The organism is Klebsiella sp. GG_Kp175, assembly GCF_040062325.1.
In the GTDB taxonomy this organism is placed as follows: Bacteria; Pseudomonadota; Gammaproteobacteria; order Enterobacterales; family Enterobacteriaceae; genus Klebsiella; species Klebsiella quasipneumoniae.
The window spans coordinates 36492-54315 of record NZ_JBEAFX010000034.1 but is presented as its reverse complement, the minus strand read 5'-3'; the positions used below and the strand labels follow the sequence as shown (position 1 = coordinate 54315).

Sequence of the window (17824 nt, the reverse complement as noted above, 5' to 3'; positions counted from 1 at the left end):
GCGGTTGTTCCTTATGCGTGTTCAGGCCACCCGGCCGCCGAGGGCTTCCGCCACCCAGTCAGCGATGTAGTGCCCGGCGTTAATTGAGTTGTCGAAGCTGGAGTGCTGCACACCGCCCTCGCGGTCAGTGAAAATTTTCAGCTCGCGGCGCGGGCTGTTCACCAGCTGGTCGTAGGTGCGCTGCGCCCATTTCACCGGGATCTGCGAGTCCTTTTCACCATGGGTGACGAGAAAAGGCACCCGTATGCGGTCAAGAATGCCGTCGAGATGGACGTTCTCCGCGATGCGCATAAAAGCGTCGATATCCTCGCCGCCCCACACCCAGCGCACGTGCTGCCAGTAGTGCGGTACCGGAAAATCCCCTTCGCGTTCGCGGCGGCGCTGCTGCACCTCTCGCCAGTCGTGATTGGCGCCCCATACCACGCCGCAGGCGAAGCGCGGCTCAAACGCCACCGCCCGCGGGCAGTAATAGCCGCCCAGCGAGACCCCTTCCATGCCGATGCGCCCGGCATCCACCTCCGGGTGCTGTTCCAGCCAGTCAACGATGCGGCTGGCCCAGTGCTCGCTGTCATAGCGGGCCTGCATGTCGTGAAGACGTAGCGCTTCGCCGGTTCCCGGCTGGTCGACCACCAGCGAGGAGACGCCGCGCCGCGCCAGCCACTGCGGTAGCCCAACCAGATATTTCATCTCTTTGGTGGAGTCGAGACCGTTGACCTGCACCAGCAGCGGCGCGCGGCCGGTCATCCCTTCGGCGCGGACATAAAGCGCCGACAGGGTTTTGCCCTCGTAGGGGATAGTCACCCGCTGACAGTTAGCATGGGTATGGTGCAGCCCGGCGGCAAAGACATCGAGAAAGCGGCGGTACAGCGCATCGCGGTCCGGCGCGCCATGCGCCTGCAGGCGCTCGCAGGTCAGGTAATAGTTGGCCGCCCGAAGATACTTCTCGCCTGCCGACAACCGCCGTCCCCGCGCTTCATCTTCGCCCGCCAGCGCGCATAATTTATCGGCCATGCGGGACCAGGTTTCCCGGAACGCGCGGGTGCCTTCGGCGTCGGGATGCTCGGACGCGGCCAATAGCGGCGCGCACATCTCTTCGATCTCACCGATGCGGGCGCCCATCTCGATGGAGAGATCCACCGACAGGTTCCAGACATAGTTTTTAGGGAAATAGCGAAACATAGGGTCATCCTTCAACATTCAGTCGCAATCGCTGTAGCGCAGGCACTGTCACATAAAGCACCTGCGGGCGACCAATCATGTCTCAGGATGTCAGGTATCGACGGGAACAATACCAGTGGGTTAGCGTGCGCTGGCGACGATTTTCGCTTTCAGCCAGCCGAAGATAGGATCGTTATCCAGCGAGCGGTGCCAGCCGATAAATTCGCGCATCACCGGCAGCGTCACCGGGACCGGGAAAAGACGCAGCGGCAGCATCGCCGCGTACTGCTCCGCCAGCCGCCGGTGCAGCGTGGCGATCCGCGAGGTGCCGATCAGCAGCTGCGGAACGCAGTGGTAGCTGTGGGTCACCACCTCGATACGGCGGCTGAGCCCCGACTCGGCAAACAGATTGCCCTCCAGCCCCGGCTGCCGCTCGCGGCCAAAGACCACCGACACGTGCCCCAGCTGTTGCCAGGCATCGAGGGTCAGCGCCTCGCCGGTGTGGGGATTGTCCGCCCAGGCCAGGCAGACAAACTCTTCGTCAAACAGCGCTTCTGCGGGATGGTCGGCGGCCATAAAACGCTCCGGCGCCACGATGATATCCAGCTCGCCGCGGTTGAGCATGCCGGTGGACTGGGCGTCCGGCGAGAAAAACTCAAAGGTCATATTCGGCGCCTGCAGGTGCACCGTTTGCAGCGCATCCTTCAGCATCACGTTGATCACGTAATCCGAGGCCATAATGCGGAAATGGCGCTTGCTGGTTGCCGGCTCATCCACCGGCCGGCGGGCAATGGAGGTCTGAATTTTCATCAGCACGTCGCGGACCGGCTCCCGCAGTTCTTCCGCCAGCGGCGTGGGCCGCATCTTTCTGCCCACCTGGGTGAGCAGATCGTCCTCAAAGTAGGTGCGTAACCGGTTGAGCACCCCGCTGGTGGCTGACTGAGTCATATGCAACCTGCCCGCGGCGCGAGTGATGTTCTGTTCGTCAAGTAACACATCCAGTGCCACCAGTAAGTTCAGATCAAGATGTTGGTAACGCATGGGTCCCCCGGCGAGAAATGGCGTGCTTATCCTGTGGCTGAATTTAACTTTTCTGCAACTTTTTGTTTTCAATTTCCACGGCGATATCGTTTTTTGCGATAGCGATCATTCTTTATCGCGATTAGTCAGCGCGCCGCTGGCCTGGTTAACGTCCTCTACTCTGTACCCTGGAGAAAACAGCTACGATGAACATCAATAACGTATTAATCGTTGGCGGCGGCATCGGCGGTCTGTGTACCGCCATCGCCCTCCGCCAGGCCGGCGTCGCCGTCGATGTTGTAGAGATCCAACCGCAGTGGCGGGTCTACGGCGTCGGTATCATTCAGCAGAACAATGTCGTGCGCGAAATGCAGCGGCTTGGGGTGCTGGAACGCTATCTGGACGCCGCCTGGCCGTTTGACAGCGTCTCGGTGCACACCCTGAGCGGCCAGCAGCTAGCCAGCTTTCCCGGCCAGCGGCTGGCCGGTGAACAGTTCCCGGCCAACGTCGGCATCTCCCGCCTGGCCCTGCACAACGTACTCTGTTCCACCGCCCGGGAGCTGGGGGTCCGACTGACCACCGGCGAGAGCATTGACGCCTTCCGTCAGGTTGACGATGCGGTTGAGGTGAGCTTCAGCCGTGGCGGTCAGGGGCGCTACGATCTGCTGGTGGGCGCCGATGGGATCTACTCCCGGGTGCGCGGCATGCTGTACGGCGAGCGCTATCGCCCCCGCTTTACCGGTCAGGGCGTATGGCGCTACAACTTTCCGCGACCGCCGGAGGTGGACCATCTGATGTGCTTTATGGGCGAGAGCTGCAACTGCGGGCTGGTGCCGCTGGGGGACGATCTGATGTATCTGTTTATCACCTCCCACGAAGCGGATAACCCCCGCTACGCCCGCGATCAGCTGGCGGCGGAGATGCGCCGCCGTCTGCCCCCCGGCACGGGGTTGCCGGGCAGCCTGCGCGAGCATATCGTTAACAACGACGAGGTCGTCTATAAGCCGCTGGAAGAGCTGTTCGTCGACGATCCCTGGTATCAGGGACGCGTCGTGCTGGTGGGCGACGCGGTTCACGCTACCACTCCGCATCTCGGTCAGGGGGCGGGCATGGCGATTGAGGATGCCATCGTGCTGCGCGAAGCGCTGCAGCAGACCGACAGCGTCGCGGCCGCGCTGGCGCACTTTGACGCCCGCCGCCGGCCGCGCTGTCAGCAGATCTGGGCCGCCTCGCTGCAGGTCGGCGAGAGCGAGATCCACCGCGATCGCCATTTTGACCGCCAGCGGGCGATCGGCGATATGATGACCCTGACGGCGAAGCCGATATAAGCCCTGCCCGGCGCCCTCCGCCGGCCACGCTGGCGGATTATTCCCCTGTTCATTGGCCGGCACTCCCCTTTCACCCGCCGCTAATCCCTTGTCAACGACGATATTCTTCTCGCGCAGTATCATATTTGACACCCCTGCGCTCCCATGGCTAAGGTATATTTCAGCGCTCCCCTTCATCATGGAAAGGAATATACGGATATGAATATTCTCTCGGCAGAGTTTTTCAAATACGCGATCGCGATCATCACGTTGATTATTCAGATTGTCGCCGTGCGTTCAGGTTGGGTATTTCCCAAAGATAAGATATTTACCTCGCGCAAAAATATCAGTGAATTCGCCGCCGCGCTGTACAAAAATAGTAACGACCCCGAGCTGCAACGGATCGCATACGAATATGGTATCGCCGCGCTGACCAAAGATAAAAACCTGACCATGGCGCAAAGAAAGATATTATTGAAATGCAAAAATCCGGTCAGCGATATTGATAACTACAGCAAATGCCAGCATCTGATTTCAGTCAATAATGAAAAACGCATATTCAAATGGAAGAAATGGGGTTACCGCTTCTGGTTATACCGTAAGGCTGTCGAAGTCTTCAGTCTGGTGTTCTATTTTATTGGCGGCTTCTTAACGGCCCTGCCTTTCCTGTATGAAGGTCTCGCCAGCCCGGCGGTGATTGACAGAATCAATCATTTATCCCGTCTGCAAAAATTGAGTATGGCGAGTTATCTGTTTGCCTGCGGGATTTGTCTGGCGCTGATCTGCCTGCACAAACTCTCCACCATCACGATTGCGGAAAAAACCATTAAAGCGAATCGCTAACGACCGCGCCGCCCGGCGAGCTGTCCACACCTGCGGCGCCTAACCCTGTGGATAACCTGGAGGCAGTTGTCCGGCAGCCCCAGCACAAGCGGGCTACCGGCTGCCGTTCGTTTTTTGAACAGGGAAACCGCCACCACGGCGGAGGGAAGCGCCCGCCCCGCTTAATAATTCCACTTCGGCCGCGCCACCGTGTTCTTCTTCAGCAGATCGCGGAACGCTTTCAGGTAGGGCTCATTGCTGCGCCCGCGCTTACAGATAGCCGAGAACGGCGACTGAAAGCCAAACTCGTTGGGCAGCAGCACCCGCAGGCGGTTCTCTTTGATCCACGGCCAGGCGTAATGCTCCGGCAGATAGCCAATATATTTTCCCGAGAGGATCAGCAGCAGCTGGGCGTCGACGGTCTCAACGGTGGCGCTGCCTTTGCTGAAGCCCCGGCGGCGGAGATCGCTGGTGTTCCAGTAGCTGCGGGTCACCAGCGGGCACTGGCTGATCTGCTCTTTATCGAGCTGGCGGCTGAAGAACATCGGGTGCAGATCGCTGCAGTAGAGCCAGTGCTGCTCGCGGTACAGCGGCTCGCTGATGATGTTATGCACCTGCGAGTTGTAGCTGCCGATGGCCAGGTCGATATGGTTGTTCAGCACCCCGTTCAGTTGCTCCGCCGGGGTGCGAATAATCAGTTTGATATGCACATGGGGAAATTTGTCGCTGAAGCTGCGCAAGACCACCGGCAGCGAGAGCGCCGTTTCGGTCTCGATGGAGTCGAGCGTCGAGATGCACAGGGTGCCGCTGTGCTCCCCTTTAAGCAGGGCCGACTGCCGCTCCAGCTCATTGAGTTCGCTCAGCACGCGGATCGCCTGCTGTAAAAACTGCTGACCTTTCTCGGTCAGGGAAAAGCCGCCGCGCCCGCGCTGACAGAGGGTGAAGCCGAGCTGTCCCTCCAGTTGCGACATCGCATTGCTGATGGCGGAGACCGAAATGCCCAGCTCCTGCTGGGCCCGGCTGTAGCTCTCCAGGCGCGCCACCGCCTCGAAAACCTGCAGCTGGCGAATATTGAGGCTGGCGTCATTATGCATCGTATTTAGTTCACCAATAAATGAACTGAGTATTTACGCCAGACGATGTAAAGTCCAGCGCGGGTTGCGCACTATCTCTCCTGTTACGTTTCATCCGTCAGATTCAGGAGCAGACATGGATAACCTCTTTCACCAACCGCAGGGTGGCAATGAGATGCCACGCTTCGCCGGCCGCGCCACGATGATGCGCCTGCCGTTTATCGAAGATTTACAGGGACTTGATGCGGCGTTTGTCGGCATTCCGCTGGATATCGGCACCTCGCAGCGCTCAGGTACGCGCTACGGACCACGCTATATTCGCGCCGAATCGGTGATGATCCGTCCGTACAATATGGCGACCGGCGCCGCGCCGTTCGACTCGCTGTCGGTGGCCGACATCGGCGATGTGCCGATCAATACCTACAGTTTGCTCAAATCGGTGCAAATTATCGAAGATTACTACACCGGTTTGAATAGTTATCCGCTGATCCCCCTCACCCTCGGCGGGGACCATACCATTACCCTGCCGATCCTGCGGGCGCTGACCAAAAAACATGGGCCGGTGGGGCTCATCCATGTCGACGCCCATACCGACACCAATGATGAGATGTTCGGTGAGAAAATCGCCCACGGCACCACCTTCCGCCGCGCCGTTGAGGAGGGACTGCTCGACCTCAAACGGGTGGTGCAGATTGGCCAGCGCGCCCAGGGCTACGCCGCCGGCGACTTCCAGTGGGGCGTTGACCAGGGCTTTCGCCTGGTGCAGGCGGAGCAGTGCTGGCATACCTCGCTGGCGCCGCTAATGGCCGAAGTCCGCCAGCAGATGGGCGACGGGCCGGTGTATCTCAGCTTTGATATCGACAGCCTCGATCCTATCTGGGCTCCGGGAACCGGGACGCCGGAAGTTGGCGGTCTGACCTCCATTCAGGCGCTGGAGATCGTCCGCGGCTGCCGCGGCCTGAACCTGATTGGCGCCGATCTGGTGGAGGTCTCGCCCCCCTACGACGTGAGCGGTAATACCTCCCAGCTGGCGGCCAACCTGCTGTACGAGATGCTCTGCGTCCTGCCCGGCGTGAAGTACGCCTGAGGAAGCCGCCATGGAGCTGAAATGCTTTCGCACCCTCTGGGGAGTCACCACCCCCTGGCCGCAAACGCTGGATGAACTGCAGCGCGTCGGCTGCTGCGGTATCGAAGCCCGCGTCCCGTTGACGGCGGAGGAGCGGCGGCAGCTCGCCGACCGCCTGCAGGCGTCGGGGCTGGAGTATATCGCCATTCTTTTCAGCGGCGGCGGAGTGCTCCCCGCCCAGCATGAAACGCCGGAACAGCATCTGGCGCGCCTGCAGACCCGCTTCGCCGAGGCCAGCAGCCTCAACCCGCGCTTTGTCAATCTGCTGGCGGGCAATGATCGCTGGCCGCTGGCGCAGCAGGTCGATTTTCTCGGCAAGGCGCACGAGCTGGCCGCCGGGTTTGGGTTGACCTGCAGCTTTGAAACCCATCGCGCCACCTCGCTGTACAGCCCGTGGCTCACCCTGGAGATTGTTCAGCAACTCCCCCAGTTGCGCTTTACCGCCGACATCAGCCACTGGGTGGTGGTCAGCGAGCGCTTGCTGGATGACCCCTGCGATGACTTCAGCGCCTTTATCGACCGCGTGCATCACGTGCAGGCCCGGGTGGGCTACGACCAGGGGCCGCAGGTGCCGCACCCGGCGGCGCCGGAGTATCAGCCGGCGCTGGCCTTTGCCGAGCGCTTCTGGGAGCAAATCTGGCATTCACAGCGCCGGCGCGGCTATCAGCAAACTACCCTGACGCCGGAGTTTGGCGCCGACGGCTATCTGCACCACCTGCCGTTCACCAACGTTCCGGTGGCCGATCTCTGGTCGCTCAACGCCTGGATGGCCGCGCGCCAGCAGGCCCACTTTCAGCAGTTTTTAACGCTCACTGAACAGGAACCGCAGCCATGACCGCCGTGAAGCACGCTTTTACTGAACTCCCGACCATCGATATCCGCGATCTGGCCGGCGACGATCTCGCCAGGCGCCAGGCGGTGGCCGACGCCATCGGCCGCGCGGCGCGCGAGGTGGGCTTTTTCTACATCACCGGCCACGGCATCGACCCGGCGCTGATCGCCGGCGTCCGCGCGGCGGCGAAGCAGATCTTCGCCCTGCCGATGGAGGAGAAGATGAACTACTACATCGGCCGCTCCAAAAGCCATAAGGGCTACGTCCCGGAAGGAGAAGAGATCTACGGCGCCGGCAAGCCGGACCATAAAGAGGCGTTCGATATCGGCTTCCAGGCGGCGGACGACCATCCGCTGGTGCTCGCCGGTACGCCGCTGATCGGCGCCAACGAGTGGCCCGATCTGCCGGATTTCCGCGCGCGGGTGCTGGCCTACTACGACGCGGTCTTCGCCCTCGGCCACCGCCTGTTCGACGCTTTCGCCCTCGCGCTCGGCCTGCCGGAAGGGTATTTCAAACCGATGGTGACCTGCCCGCCGGCTAAGCTGCGGCTAATCCATTACCCGTTCGACGCCAGCGTCGAAGATGTTCCCGGAATTGGTGCACACACCGACTATGAGTGCTTCACCCTGCTGCTCGCCGACCAGCCCGGGCTTGAAGTCCTCAATGAAGAAAGCGTGTGGATCGACGCGCCTCCCGTCACGAACGCCGCCGGAGAAGAGGCGTTCGTGATCAATATCGGCGACATGCTGGAAGTGCTCAGCGCTGGCACATTTGTTGCTACAGCCCACCGGGTGCGCAAAGTGCCGCAGGAGCGGTACTCCTTCCCGCTGTTTTTCGCCTGCGATTACCACACGCTGATCCGCCCGCTACCGACCTTTCTGGCCGCCGGCGAAGCCAGCGAATATCAGGAGCTGAGCATCGGAGAGCATATGTGGAGCCAGGCGCTGCAAACCTATCGCTATCTGCGCGAGAAGGTCAATCGCGGCGAGCTCCAGTTGCCGGAGCGCGCGCGCGGCACCAATACCTTTGGCCATTTGAAAAAACAGGCACAGCAAAAAAACCCCCTAACCCCCCGTGAGGATCCATGATGACTAGCACCCTGAAAAAAATCTCGCGCCGTGTCGCGCTTACCCTCGCCGTCAGCGCCTGTTTTTCCCCTGTCACCCAGGCGGCGGAACTGCTGACCGAGGGCGTCTTTAAGGTGGGGATGGAGGTCACCTACCCGCCGTTTGAGTCCTATGACAGCAATAACAACATCGTCGGTCTCGACCCGGATTTCGCCGCGCTGATCGCCCAACACCTGCAGGCCAAACCGCAGCTGATCGACACCAAGTTCACCAGCCTGATCCTCGGCATCGGCAAGAAATATGATGCGGTGATCTCCGGGATGTACGTGACGCCGGAACGCCAGAAACAGGCCGACGCCATCCCTTACGCCCTCTCCGGCGCGTCGATCATCGCCCTGAAGGGCGGCGCGGTGCAGCCGAAAACCGAAGATGAGCTGTGCGGTGTGAAGGTCGGCCTGCAGGCAGGCACCACCTGGGTGACCAGCCTGAAAAAACACTCCGATGAGTGGTGCCTGAAAAACGGCAAACCGGCCATCACCATTCAGGAGTTCCCGACGGCGCCGGAAGCCTCGCAGGCGCTGCTGTCGAAGAACATCGGCGCCCAGCTTGAGATCGCCCCGGCGGCGCAGATCATCGTCGATAAGAGCCGCGGTCGCCTGGGGATAAGCTCTACGCGCCTGGTCTACCCGCTGCCGCTGGGGATCTACGTCGCCAAAGGTAACACCGAGCTGGCGGAGGCGATTAAGGCCACCCTGGCCACGCTGAAAGCCAACGGCCAATATGCCGCGCTGATCAAAAAATACAACTTAGAAAGCATCGATTAAGACAATAAGCACTGCGCAACAGGAGTCGGTATGGCGTTCGATTGGGGATACTTTTTTTCACTGTTTAGCATTGGAGCATTCTGGCAGGCGTGCGTGACCGTGATCGTGGTCAGCACCTTGTCCTGGGGGATCGGCCTGGTGGTCGGTTTTCTGCTAGCCTGCGCGAAGCTCTCGGCGCCGCGCTGGATCAAGATCCCCGTCGAACTCTATATTTGGTTTTTCCGCAGCGTGCCGCTGATGGTGCTGCTGGTGTTTGTCTACAACCTGCCGCAGCTGTTTCCGGTGACCCAGCCGCTGCTCGGGGTGCCGTTTATCGCCGGGCTGGTGTCGATGACCGTCACCGAAGCGGCCTATATGGCGGAGATCCACCGCGGCGGGCTGTTGTCGGTGGCCAAAGGGCAAAGCGAGGCGGGCCATGCGCTGAGCTTCAGCTTTATCGGCATCCAGCGGCTAATTATTATTCCTCAGGCGTTTCGCATCTCGCTGCCGACGCTGATCAATGAATACATCACCATCATTAAGCTGAGTTCGATTCTGTCGGTGGTCTCCTTACCCGAGCTGCTGCTCACCGGCCAGCGCTTGTACGCGCAAAATTTCCTCGTGATGGAGACGCTGCTGGCGGTGGCGGTGTACTACGTCATGGTGGTTACCGTCTTCACCTGGCTGTTCCGGGCGCTGGAAAATAGCCTCGATATTCAGCGCAAGCGTCCGCAAACCCTCAGCGAGGCGGAATGCCAGGCGCTGCGCCAGAGCCTGCCGGCGCTGACGGAGGAGATCAAAACTCCGGCCGTCAACGGCGCGCCGCCGGCGCTGGATCTGCGGGGCATCCGCAAATCCTGGGGCCAGCATGAGGTGCTGAAAGGCATCGACCTACAGGTGGAGAATGGGGAGGTGATCAGCATCATCGGCCCGTCCGGCTCAGGCAAAACGACCCTGATCCGCACCATCAACGCCCTCGAAAGTATTGATGGCGGGGAGATCATTCTCTACGGCGAGGACTACCTGAAAGGCGGAGCCATCGTCGATAAACGCCAGATGCGCGCCGGGGTGCGGCGTATCGGCATGGTCTTCCAGAGCTTCAACCTGTTCCCCCACCGCACGGTGCTCGACAACGTGATGCTGGCTCCGCGCTACCACCAGCTGCTGGATCAGCCGGTCGCCCGCGAGCAGGCCCTGGCGCTGCTCGACCGCGTCGGTCTGCTGGCCCACGCCCACAAATACCCCGGCCAGCTCTCCGGCGGCCAGCAGCAGCGCGTGGCGATCGCCCGGGCGCTGGCGCTGAAGCCGGACATCATGCTGTTTGACGAACCGACCTCAGCGCTGGATCCCGAGCTGGTGGGCGAGGTGCTGAAGGTCATTCAGTCGCTGGCCCGCGAAGGCATGACCATGCTGATTGTCACCCACGAGATGGATTTTGCCCTGTCGATTTCCGACCGCGTGGTGCTGATGGAGAACGGCGTGGTGCAGGCCGACATCGCCCCGCAGGTGATCCGCAGCCCGCTGGAGGCCCCTTCTCTGCAACGAATCCGTGAATTTATGGGAGTACGCTAAATGGCAACTGAGCAACACCTGCGCCAGCAGTTGGCCGCCGCCTACCGGCTGGCGGCGCTGTTCGGCTGGGAGGATACCCTCTACACCCACTTCTCCGTGCGCCTGCCCGGCGACGGCGAGCCGCGCTTTTTAATTAATCCCTTCGGCATGATGTTTGACGAGGTCACCGCCAGCAACCTGATCGTGGTGGATATGCAGGGCAAAGTCGTCGAGGGCGACGCGCCGGCTAACTCGGCGGGCTTCACCATCCACAGCGCGGTGCATATGGCCCGGGAAGACGCCCACTGCGTGATCCACACCCACACCCTGCCGGGGATGGCGGTGGCCGCCTGCGAGGATGGCCTGCTGCAGCTCAACCAGATCAGCACCGAGTTTTACCAGCGCGTCGGCTACCACCCCTATGAAGGGGTGGCCTTTGACCTTGACGAACGGGCGCGCATTCAGCGCTCGCTGGGGAATAATATCGCCATGATCCTGCAGAGCCATGGCCTGCTGTCGGTGGGCCGCACCGTGGCTGACGCCTTTTACATCATGTACTACCTCAACCGCGCCTGCGAGATCCAGATGGCCGCCGCCCAGCTGGCGGCCCTCAGCCCGGTCCACACCATCGCCCCGCATCTCAGCCAGCACGCCTGCGAGCAGCTGATGGGCGTGGAGCATGAACGTCAACAGGTCTGGCAGGCGTGGTTGCGCCGTCTTGACCGTCTCGATACCTCTTACCAAGACTAACGCCTATGTCTGATATCACTATCGTGGTGGATTGTAACGACGCGGATTTCGCCCGCGATATCTGCGCCGCCCTGCAGCAGTTTCCCGACGTCACCGCGCTCCTGCCCCATCACCAGGCGGCGCGCGACGCCCAGTACGCCAGCTGCTGGTTCCCGAACCCGCAGCTGTTGACCCGCTCGCCGGGGCTGAAGCTGATCCAGGCTGCCTCCGCCGGGGTCGATCATCTGCCGCCCGCGCTGTTCGCCAGCGATATCCCGCTGTGCCGGGTGATCGATGAGGACTTTCGTCACGGCATGTTCGAATATGCCCTGTGGAGCGTCCTGTGGTTTCAGCGCCATTTCGACCGGGCGCTGGCCCACCAGCGGACCCAAACCTGGAAGCTCTATCCCCAGCGCGCCGCCGCCGACTTCCATATCGGCATTATGGGCCTCGGCGAAATTGGCGGCTATATCGCCGACCAGCTGGCCCGCCTTGGCTATCGGGTCTCCGGCTGGTCGCGCAGTGAAAAGCAGCTGGCTGGCGTCACCTGCTATCGCGGCGCGGAGGCGCTCGACAGCTTCCTCGGGTCGCTTGACGGACTGATTAACCTCCTGCCGCTCACCGCGCAGACCCGGGGTATCCTCGCCGCGCCGCTGTTCAGCCGGCTTCCCGCCGGAGCGGTATTAATCAACTGCGGGCGCGGAGAGCATATGGTCAATGAGGATGTGCTGGCGGCGCTGGAGAGCGGCCAGCTCGCCGGCGCGGTGCTCGACGTCTTCCCGCAGGAGCCACTGCCGGCTGACGATCCGCTGTGGCGCCATCCGCAGGTGGTGATCACCCCGCATATGGCCTCTGCTGCCCCTGCCGAGGTGATCGCCCGCCAGCTGCTGGAGAACATTCAGCGCCAGCGTCGCGGGCTGCCGCTCAAAAACCTGGTCAATAAGCACGCCGGTTACTGATCCCCACCGATACCGTCGCTGCTACGCTTAATGGGTGATTCACAACCAGAAGGCAGGAACATGAAGATTGATTTATCGGGGAAAGTCGCGCTGGTCACCGCCTCCACGGCGGGTATTGGCTTTGCTATCGCCAAAGGCCTGGCGGAGAGCGGCGCAGAGATCATCATTAACGGGCGCAGCGAGCAGAGCGTGAACGCCGCCATCGCTCGTCTGCAAAATGAGGTGTCGGGCGCGAAGGTGCGACCCGCCATCGCCGACCTCAGCGGTGCCGACGGCGCAGCCCAGCTGCTGCGGGCGGTGACCAGCGTCGATATCCTGGTCAATAACGCCGGGATCTATGGCCCGCAGGATTTCTACGCCACCGACGACGCGACATGGGACAACTACTGGCAGACCAACGTCATGTCCGGCGTACGCCTGTCGCGGGGGCTGCTGCCGGCGATGGTCAGCAAAGGCTGGGGACGGGTGGTGTTTATCTCCTCGGAATCGGCGCGCAATATCCCGGCGGATATGATCCACTATGGCGTCACCAAGACCGCCCAACTGTCGCTGGCCCGCGGCCTGGCGAAATATGTCGCCGGCAGTGGAGTGACCGTTAACAGCGTTCTGCCGGGGCCGACGATTTCCGACGGCTTTGCCGAAATGCTGAAAGACGAAGTGGCGAGAACCGGCCAGTCGCTGGAGGAACTGGCGAAAGCGTTCGTCATGACCCACCGTCCGAGTTCGGTGATCCAGCGGGCGGCCTCGGTGGAAGAGGTCGCCAATATGGTGGTCTACGTCTGCTCGCCGCAGGCGTCGGCCACCTCCGGCGCCGCGCTGCGCGTCGACGGCGGCGTGGTGGATGATATTCTCTGACGCCTCTCATTCAGGGGAGTCCCCCTCCCCTGTCGCCTTTCCCGGCGCTAAAAAGCGCAAAATGTTAAAAAACAGCCGCAAAGTCGCACAAAGTGAACAGGAACATGTATTCCCAAAACTTATGATATTTGTTTTAACTATAAGTTGTGGTGTTAATGTCTCTGTTACGAAGCTTGCTTTTCTTTCTCGGCGCGGCGGTCGCAGCCGCTCTCGCGGTACTCTGCCTGTGGGTGGATATTCGGGTATTTGGCAACGACATCCCGGAGGTGTCGCTGACTGAAGTGGTGCAGGAGAGCGTGCTGGCCGTCATCGTACTGGTTCACTTCCTGCTGGCGCGCAACTACCCCCACTTACGCTACAGCAATATCCTCATCGGCGGCTTCTTCCTCGCCATGCTGATCCGTGAGCTGGATGGCCTGTTTGATTTACTTTCCCATGGCAGCTGGGTGTGGTTTGCCCTGCTGGCCACCGCGGGGTCGCTGCTGGCGCCGCTGCGCCATCTGCGTCAGACCCTGTCGCAGCTGGCGGCTTATACCCGCACGCCCTATTACGGCATGATGATCAGCGGCCTGCTGGCGATTCTGGTCTTCTCGCGGCTGTTCGGCATGCACGGCCTGTGGTACGCCGTACTGAATGAGAACTTCGCCCGGGTGGTGAAAAATACGGTGGAGGAAGGCAGCGAGTCGTTTGGCTATATGCTGTGCCTGACCGCCACCCTCGGCTACGCCTGCTACTTCCGCGGTCTGGCGCGACAGGCGCTGTCGCCGCAGGGCTGACTGCGGCCGATAACCACCGCCGGACGCGCCCGCCGGCGGTGACGCGCCGCCGCGTTAACCGCGAATTTTCCATTTCCGTTTGAGAACCTCTTTGTCCTGGCTATCCAGCCACTGGTTCACTTTCTCCAGCAGCGCCGGATTATCTTTACTCATCATATACACCTTATCGCTGGCGGTGCCGGCGAACGGCGTCTCGTTGGCGACGCAGAACACACCGGGTTCTTTGCTCTGGTAATAGTCGCCTTCGATCAGATCGGTCACCATCATATCGGCCGTTTTCTGCCGCAGCGCCTCCAGATTATCGACGTTGTTCTGTACGCGAATAATCTGCGCCTGCTTAATATGCTCATCGACAAAGCTCTGGTTTGTGCCGCCAGGGTTGACGACCACCTTCACCTCCGGACGGTCAATCTTCTCCAGCGATCCAAGCCGTGGCGCAGCCTGACAGTTGGCTAAGGCGATTTTACCGTTCGCCACCACCGGGTGGCTGAGGGCGAAGTCCTTCGCCCGCGCCGGCGTCTGCGTCACGCCGCCCATCGCAATATCGAATTTGTCCGCCTGCAGATCGGCGGCGAGCGCGGGCCAGCTGGTGTAGACGAAGCTCACCTTCAGCCCCAGCGTGCGCCCGAGATCGCGGGCCATGTCGACGTCATAGCCCTGCAGCTCGCCGGCGGCATTGCGAAACGCCAGCGGGGCGTAGTCGCCCGGCACGCCGACCTTCAGTTCACCGCTGCGCTCGATGGTTTGCATATCGCGCGCCTGGGCGCCGCAGGTCATTATCGCCAGCGTCAGCGCCAGCCCCACCGTCAGTTTCATCTCGCCATCCTTATTGTTATCGGGTTTTCGCGCCGGGGTGGTCGGCCGCTTCTCAGTCAGCACCCTCCGCCGCGCGTAACAGGGAATTCATCCTATTTTTAAATTCCGGGACATACAACCCGGCGTGGCGGTTGCCGATCGCAAATCTGACAACGAAACAGGGCTATCGCCCGGTGAATGATTTCTCATCCGCCGGGCGTAGCCTTACGCCAGCGATCGTATTTTCCAGCCTGACGTGATGTCGAAATTAGGTTCAAAAACAGCAGCAGAAAAAACCTAACTCATTGTATTAAAATAACAAAACATTTTATCTCGCGATATTCCCCCTTCCACTCTGGTCATTGTCCGTCTTATTTACTCCGCTATTTCCCCACGCTAATATCCCGGTAAAGCGATAATAAATAACATGCGCAGATTATTTCCAGACGTAAATAAATTGGTAAGTTAAATAAATTAATTAAAAACATATCCAGTGCAAATAATTCACCCCCCTGACGCGGCAGAATTCATGCTCTGGCGATCTGTTTTATCGGCAATACAGAAGGAAAGAAAATGAAAGTAATCTCGCTGTGTCTGGCGACATTGGTTGCCGGACTGGTTGCCGGCCCGGTTTGCGCGGCAGACGGCACGCTGAACTTTATCGGTAAGGTTGTGAACGGGGCATGCAAGCTTGAGGGAGCGGGCGACAACGGGGTCATCAACGTCAGCATGGGCGATATTCCGCTGTCGCGGCTGAAAAACAGTCAGTCTGGCACCGGGCCGGCGGTAGGTGTCGATATTCGCGTCAAAGATTGCGAGAAAGGCACCTACTATATTGTGGTGGATGGCCCCACCCCCACCGGCATGCCTGAACATCGCGTACTGGCCCTCGACGGCCGCGGCAAGCCGGCCGGCAACGTAGGAATTCTGCTCACCGACCGTACAGGCACTCCGCTCAGCCTCGATGAACGCATCGATCCGCAACACGATCCCCGCATTGAGATCCCGGTGGACGGCGGCTCCGGCACCTTCAGGCTCAAAGCTTTCTACTACACCTGGGATAAAGCCCACATGGATCCTGGCGACGGCAACGCGACGGCCCGGTTTACCATTATGCAGGAATAGCTTTCCGGTCAGGGATGAAACGTCGACGTAAAGGAAGCGATCATGAAAACTCAGGTGGCTGTTTTGCTCAGCGCATTGGCCTTTCAGGCCTGCGCCGGGATAACCATTAATGCCTCACGGGTGATCTATTCAGGAAAAGACAAAGTCGCCAGCCTGAATATCAATAACCGCAGCAGCACCCCCTATAAAGTGCAGATCTGGCTGGACGCCGGGCTCAATGCCTCGCGCGTCGGCCTGCCGATGGTGGCGACGCCGCCGCTGGTCTATTTATCGCCGCAGCAATCCGCCCAACTGCGCTTTATCTATCTCGGCAGCGGGCTGCCCGACGATCGGGAAAGCCTGTTCTGGGTCAATATCCAGGAGACGCCGCCGACCGCCGGCGGCAATCATACGCTACAATTTGTCGTCCGCACCCGTCTGAAGCTGTTTTATCGTCCACCCGCCATCGCCACCACCCTCGTCAAGGAGGTGCAAAAGCTGCAGTGGCAGCAGAGCGGCAATAACCTGCGCTTGACGAACTCAGGCCCTCTGCATATCACCCTGGTCAACGGGGCGCTGATCGATAATAAAGGCCACCTCTCGCCGATGAGAAACGTGATGCTCCGGCCCTACAGCAGCCATACCGTAATGACCACCGACAGCGCTCGCCTGTACCAGTTGAACTATATCGACGACTACGGCGCGGTAGTGCCGATCCCGCTGCAGGGCAGTCTGCCCACGGGGCCAGGCTAGTTATACTCCAGGGCGAAGGTCACCATGCTGTTGGCCGTGCCCGCCGCCACGGTGGCGTCGGTTTGCACATACTGCGCGTTAAAATTGATAGCCTCGGCGGTCCCGGCGCTGGCGCCAGTTACCCTTTTCAGGATCGGCAGATTGCTGGCCTCATTGATCTTAACGCTGGTGCCGTCGGGCACCGCCGCGCCGGGGTTATTGCCGTAGGTCAGCTTCACGCCGACGCCGCTGGCGCTGTTGCTGACCTGGCTCAGCGCCAGGGTATCGCTCTCCACGCTCACGCCGAAAAAGCCGATGCGCACGTCGGTCGGCGTCGGACAGAACACCGGGATCGAAAAGCGCTTCGCCTGGCCGCCGGTGCTCCCTTTACCGTGAAACTCCGCCCGGTTTACCGTGCCCAGAGTGACCTGGATCGACGACGTCGTCACCTGACAGCTACCGCTGCTGCCGATGTCCACGTTCAGGGCAGCCATATCGATACTGACCGGCGCGCTGGCGACATAGCTGGCGCTGCCGCTGGCCTGCTGCTCAATGGTCATCTCCCCCACCTGCGGCAGCGACGGCGAGTTGGTATGCGTCCCGTCCGCCAGCTGCACCGTCCCGGTTTTATAGAAGGTCACCGCGATCCTGACCGTGGTTTGCTGCTGCGTCATCAGCGCCGGGAGCATCGCGCTGTCGCACACCACCACCGACTCGCCGCCCGCGGAGTGGCTGCCGTCGATAGCGCGCATCGGGCCGCCGGCACACTGAAAGCTGAGCGAGTACCCGATGCCGTCGATGGCGCTGGGGTAGACGTGCTGTCCGTTAATCACCACCGGCGCGCCGCCGGTTTTCAGCTGCTTATAGACGATGCGTTTGGCGCTCGCCGTCGGCAGCTGCAGGTCGCAGGAAAAAGGGATCCCGCTGCCGTTATCCGCCATCGCGCTGGTCATCTGAGTATTGACCGGCAGCGTGGGTAAATACTTGATATTGGGAATATTGACCGTGGTCTGACCGATATTCGCGCGGCAGGTTTCCGCCCGCACACCGGGAAGATAACCGCTCAGCGTCAGCAGAAAGAGGAAAGGAAGTAGACGAAAAACAGATTTCATAGC

17 protein-coding genes and 1 pseudogene are annotated in these 17824 nt (G+C 60.8%); 13 read left to right on the top strand and 5 right to left on the bottom strand.

Annotation, left to right across the window (positions count from 1 at the left end):
- Positions 1-21: 21 nt before the first annotated feature.
- Complete coding sequence (locus tag ABLU73_RS23700; RefSeq protein WP_053810045.1) at positions 22-1179, bottom strand: prolyl oligopeptidase family serine peptidase; 1158 nt, start codon at positions 1177-1179, stop codon at positions 22-24.
- Between the two features lie 120 nt (positions 1180-1299).
- Positions 1300-2199 (bottom strand): LysR family transcriptional regulator, encoded by a 900-nt coding sequence (locus ABLU73_RS23695; protein WP_043521365.1) that lies wholly within the window; start codon positions 2197-2199, stop codon positions 1300-1302.
- A gap of 185 nt (positions 2200-2384) precedes the next feature.
- Between ABLU73_RS23695 and ABLU73_RS23690 the strand changes: the two genes are divergently transcribed.
- Complete coding sequence (locus tag ABLU73_RS23690) at positions 2385-3506, top strand: FAD-dependent oxidoreductase (protein WP_094334116.1); 1122 nt, start codon at positions 2385-2387, stop codon at positions 3504-3506.
- Positions 3507-3650: 144 nt separating this feature from the next.
- Positions 3651-4328 (top strand): hypothetical protein, encoded by a 678-nt coding sequence (locus ABLU73_RS23685; protein ID WP_225608960.1) that lies wholly within the window; start codon positions 3651-3653, stop codon positions 4326-4328.
- A 161-nt stretch (positions 4329-4489) separates the two neighbouring features.
- Here the strand turns inward: ABLU73_RS23685 and ABLU73_RS23680 are convergent, their stop codons facing one another.
- Positions 4490-5401 carry a LysR family transcriptional regulator gene (locus tag ABLU73_RS23680; protein WP_004205760.1) on the bottom strand — a complete coding sequence of 304 codons (912 nt, stop codon included), beginning with the start codon at positions 5399-5401 and terminating at the stop codon, positions 4490-4492.
- 115 nt (positions 5402-5516) lie between these two features.
- Between ABLU73_RS23680 and speB the strand changes: the two genes are divergently transcribed.
- From speB to ABLU73_RS23635, 9 genes are all read left to right on the top strand, one after another.
- On the top strand, positions 5517-6467 hold the full coding sequence (speB, locus tag ABLU73_RS23675; protein WP_004145693.1) for an agmatinase: 951 nt from the start codon (positions 5517-5519) through the stop codon (positions 6465-6467).
- A 10-nt stretch (positions 6468-6477) separates the two neighbouring features.
- On the top strand, positions 6478-7341 hold the full coding sequence (locus tag ABLU73_RS23670; protein WP_049093575.1) for a TIM barrel protein: 864 nt from the start codon (positions 6478-6480) through the stop codon (positions 7339-7341).
- Positions 7338-8426 carry a 2-oxoglutarate and iron-dependent oxygenase domain-containing protein gene (locus tag ABLU73_RS23665; protein ID WP_264923702.1) on the top strand — a complete coding sequence of 363 codons (1089 nt, stop codon included), beginning with the start codon at positions 7338-7340 and terminating at the stop codon, positions 8424-8426. The genes ABLU73_RS23670 and ABLU73_RS23665 overlap by 4 nt, the downstream gene beginning before the upstream one ends.
- The gene (locus ABLU73_RS23660; protein ID WP_016161662.1) at positions 8426-9229 is read left to right on the top strand and encodes an ABC transporter substrate-binding protein; all 804 of its coding nucleotides are present in this window, start codon (positions 8426-8428) and stop codon (positions 9227-9229) included. Before ABLU73_RS23665 ends, ABLU73_RS23660 begins: the two co-directional genes overlap by 1 nt.
- Positions 9230-9259: 30 nt before the next feature.
- Complete coding sequence (locus ABLU73_RS23655) at positions 9260-10780, top strand: amino acid ABC transporter permease/ATP-binding protein (RefSeq protein WP_049093577.1); 1521 nt, start codon at positions 9260-9262, stop codon at positions 10778-10780.
- Positions 10781-11509 (top strand): class II aldolase/adducin family protein, encoded by a 729-nt coding sequence (locus tag ABLU73_RS23650; protein ID WP_049093578.1) that lies wholly within the window; start codon positions 10781-10783, stop codon positions 11507-11509.
- 5 nt (positions 11510-11514) lie between these two features.
- Positions 11515-12447, top strand: coding sequence for a glyoxylate/hydroxypyruvate reductase A (locus ABLU73_RS23645; RefSeq protein ID WP_043521346.1), 933 nt, complete (start codon positions 11515-11517; stop codon positions 12445-12447).
- A gap of 60 nt (positions 12448-12507) precedes the next feature.
- The gene (locus tag ABLU73_RS23640; RefSeq protein ID WP_096833927.1) at positions 12508-13302 is read left to right on the top strand and encodes an SDR family NAD(P)-dependent oxidoreductase; all 795 of its coding nucleotides are present in this window, start codon (positions 12508-12510) and stop codon (positions 13300-13302) included.
- A gap of 155 nt (positions 13303-13457) precedes the next feature.
- The gene (locus tag ABLU73_RS23635; RefSeq protein WP_004205741.1) at positions 13458-14078 is read left to right on the top strand and encodes a hypothetical protein; all 621 of its coding nucleotides are present in this window, start codon (positions 13458-13460) and stop codon (positions 14076-14078) included.
- 54 nt (positions 14079-14132) lie between these two features.
- Here the strand turns inward: ABLU73_RS23635 and ABLU73_RS23630 are convergent.
- Positions 14133-14985, bottom strand: a pseudogene (locus ABLU73_RS23630) (transporter substrate-binding domain-containing protein).
- Between the two features lie 461 nt (positions 14986-15446).
- On the opposite strand from ABLU73_RS23630, the gene ABLU73_RS23625 reads away from it, so the two are divergent.
- Entirely contained in the window at positions 15447-15998 is a 552-nt protein-coding gene (locus tag ABLU73_RS23625; protein WP_043521341.1) for a fimbrial protein, read from the top strand.
- Between the two features lie 42 nt (positions 15999-16040).
- Complete coding sequence (locus tag ABLU73_RS23620; RefSeq protein ID WP_049115856.1) at positions 16041-16730, top strand: molecular chaperone; 690 nt, start codon at positions 16041-16043, stop codon at positions 16728-16730.
- Here the strand turns inward: ABLU73_RS23620 and ABLU73_RS23615 are convergent.
- Complete coding sequence (locus ABLU73_RS23615) at positions 16727-17821, bottom strand: fimbrial protein (RefSeq protein WP_064187480.1); 1095 nt, start codon at positions 17819-17821, stop codon at positions 16727-16729. The two genes, ABLU73_RS23620 and ABLU73_RS23615, sit on opposite strands and share 4 nt — an antisense overlap.
- Positions 17822-17824: the final 3 nt, after the last annotated feature.

What these genes read in the sequence shown, in the direction of transcription:
- ABLU73_RS23660 (WP_016161662.1), top strand. Translation starts at nt 8,426, where the DNA reads ATGACTAGCACCCTGAAAAAAATCTCGCGCCGTGTCGCGCTTACCCTC.
- ABLU73_RS23635 (WP_004205741.1), top strand. Translation starts at nt 13,458, where the DNA reads ATGTCTCTGTTACGAAGCTTGCTTTTCTTTCTCGGCGCGGCGGTCGCA.
- ABLU73_RS23625 (WP_043521341.1), top strand. Translation starts at nt 15,447, where the DNA reads ATGAAAGTAATCTCGCTGTGTCTGGCGACATTGGTTGCCGGACTGGTT.
- speB (WP_004145693.1), top strand. Translation starts at nt 5,517, where the DNA reads ATGGATAACCTCTTTCACCAACCGCAGGGTGGCAATGAGATGCCACGC.
- ABLU73_RS23645 (WP_043521346.1), top strand. Translation starts at nt 11,515, where the DNA reads ATGTCTGATATCACTATCGTGGTGGATTGTAACGACGCGGATTTCGCC.
- ABLU73_RS23670 (WP_049093575.1), top strand. Translation starts at nt 6,478, where the DNA reads ATGGAGCTGAAATGCTTTCGCACCCTCTGGGGAGTCACCACCCCCTGG.
- ABLU73_RS23620 (WP_049115856.1), top strand. Translation starts at nt 16,041, where the DNA reads ATGAAAACTCAGGTGGCTGTTTTGCTCAGCGCATTGGCCTTTCAGGCC.
- ABLU73_RS23680 (WP_004205760.1), bottom strand. Translation starts at nt 5,401, where the DNA reads ATGCATAATGACGCCAGCCTCAATATTCGCCAGCTGCAGGTTTTCGAG.
- ABLU73_RS23700 (WP_053810045.1), bottom strand. Translation starts at nt 1,179, where the DNA reads ATGTTTCGCTATTTCCCTAAAAACTATGTCTGGAACCTGTCGGTGGAT.
- ABLU73_RS23615 (WP_064187480.1), bottom strand. Translation starts at nt 17,821, where the DNA reads ATGAAATCTGTTTTTCGTCTACTTCCTTTCCTCTTTCTGCTGACGCTG.
- ABLU73_RS23695 (WP_043521365.1), bottom strand. Translation starts at nt 2,199, where the DNA reads ATGCGTTACCAACATCTTGATCTGAACTTACTGGTGGCACTGGATGTG.
- ABLU73_RS23640 (WP_096833927.1), top strand. Translation starts at nt 12,508, where the DNA reads ATGAAGATTGATTTATCGGGGAAAGTCGCGCTGGTCACCGCCTCCACG.
- ABLU73_RS23665 (WP_264923702.1), top strand. Translation starts at nt 7,338, where the DNA reads ATGACCGCCGTGAAGCACGCTTTTACTGAACTCCCGACCATCGATATC.
- ABLU73_RS23685 (WP_225608960.1), top strand. Translation starts at nt 3,651, where the DNA reads ATGGCTAAGGTATATTTCAGCGCTCCCCTTCATCATGGAAAGGAATAT.
- ABLU73_RS23655 (WP_049093577.1), top strand. Translation starts at nt 9,260, where the DNA reads ATGGCGTTCGATTGGGGATACTTTTTTTCACTGTTTAGCATTGGAGCA.
- ABLU73_RS23650 (WP_049093578.1), top strand. Translation starts at nt 10,781, where the DNA reads ATGGCAACTGAGCAACACCTGCGCCAGCAGTTGGCCGCCGCCTACCGG.
- ABLU73_RS23690 (WP_094334116.1), top strand. Translation starts at nt 2,385, where the DNA reads ATGAACATCAATAACGTATTAATCGTTGGCGGCGGCATCGGCGGTCTG.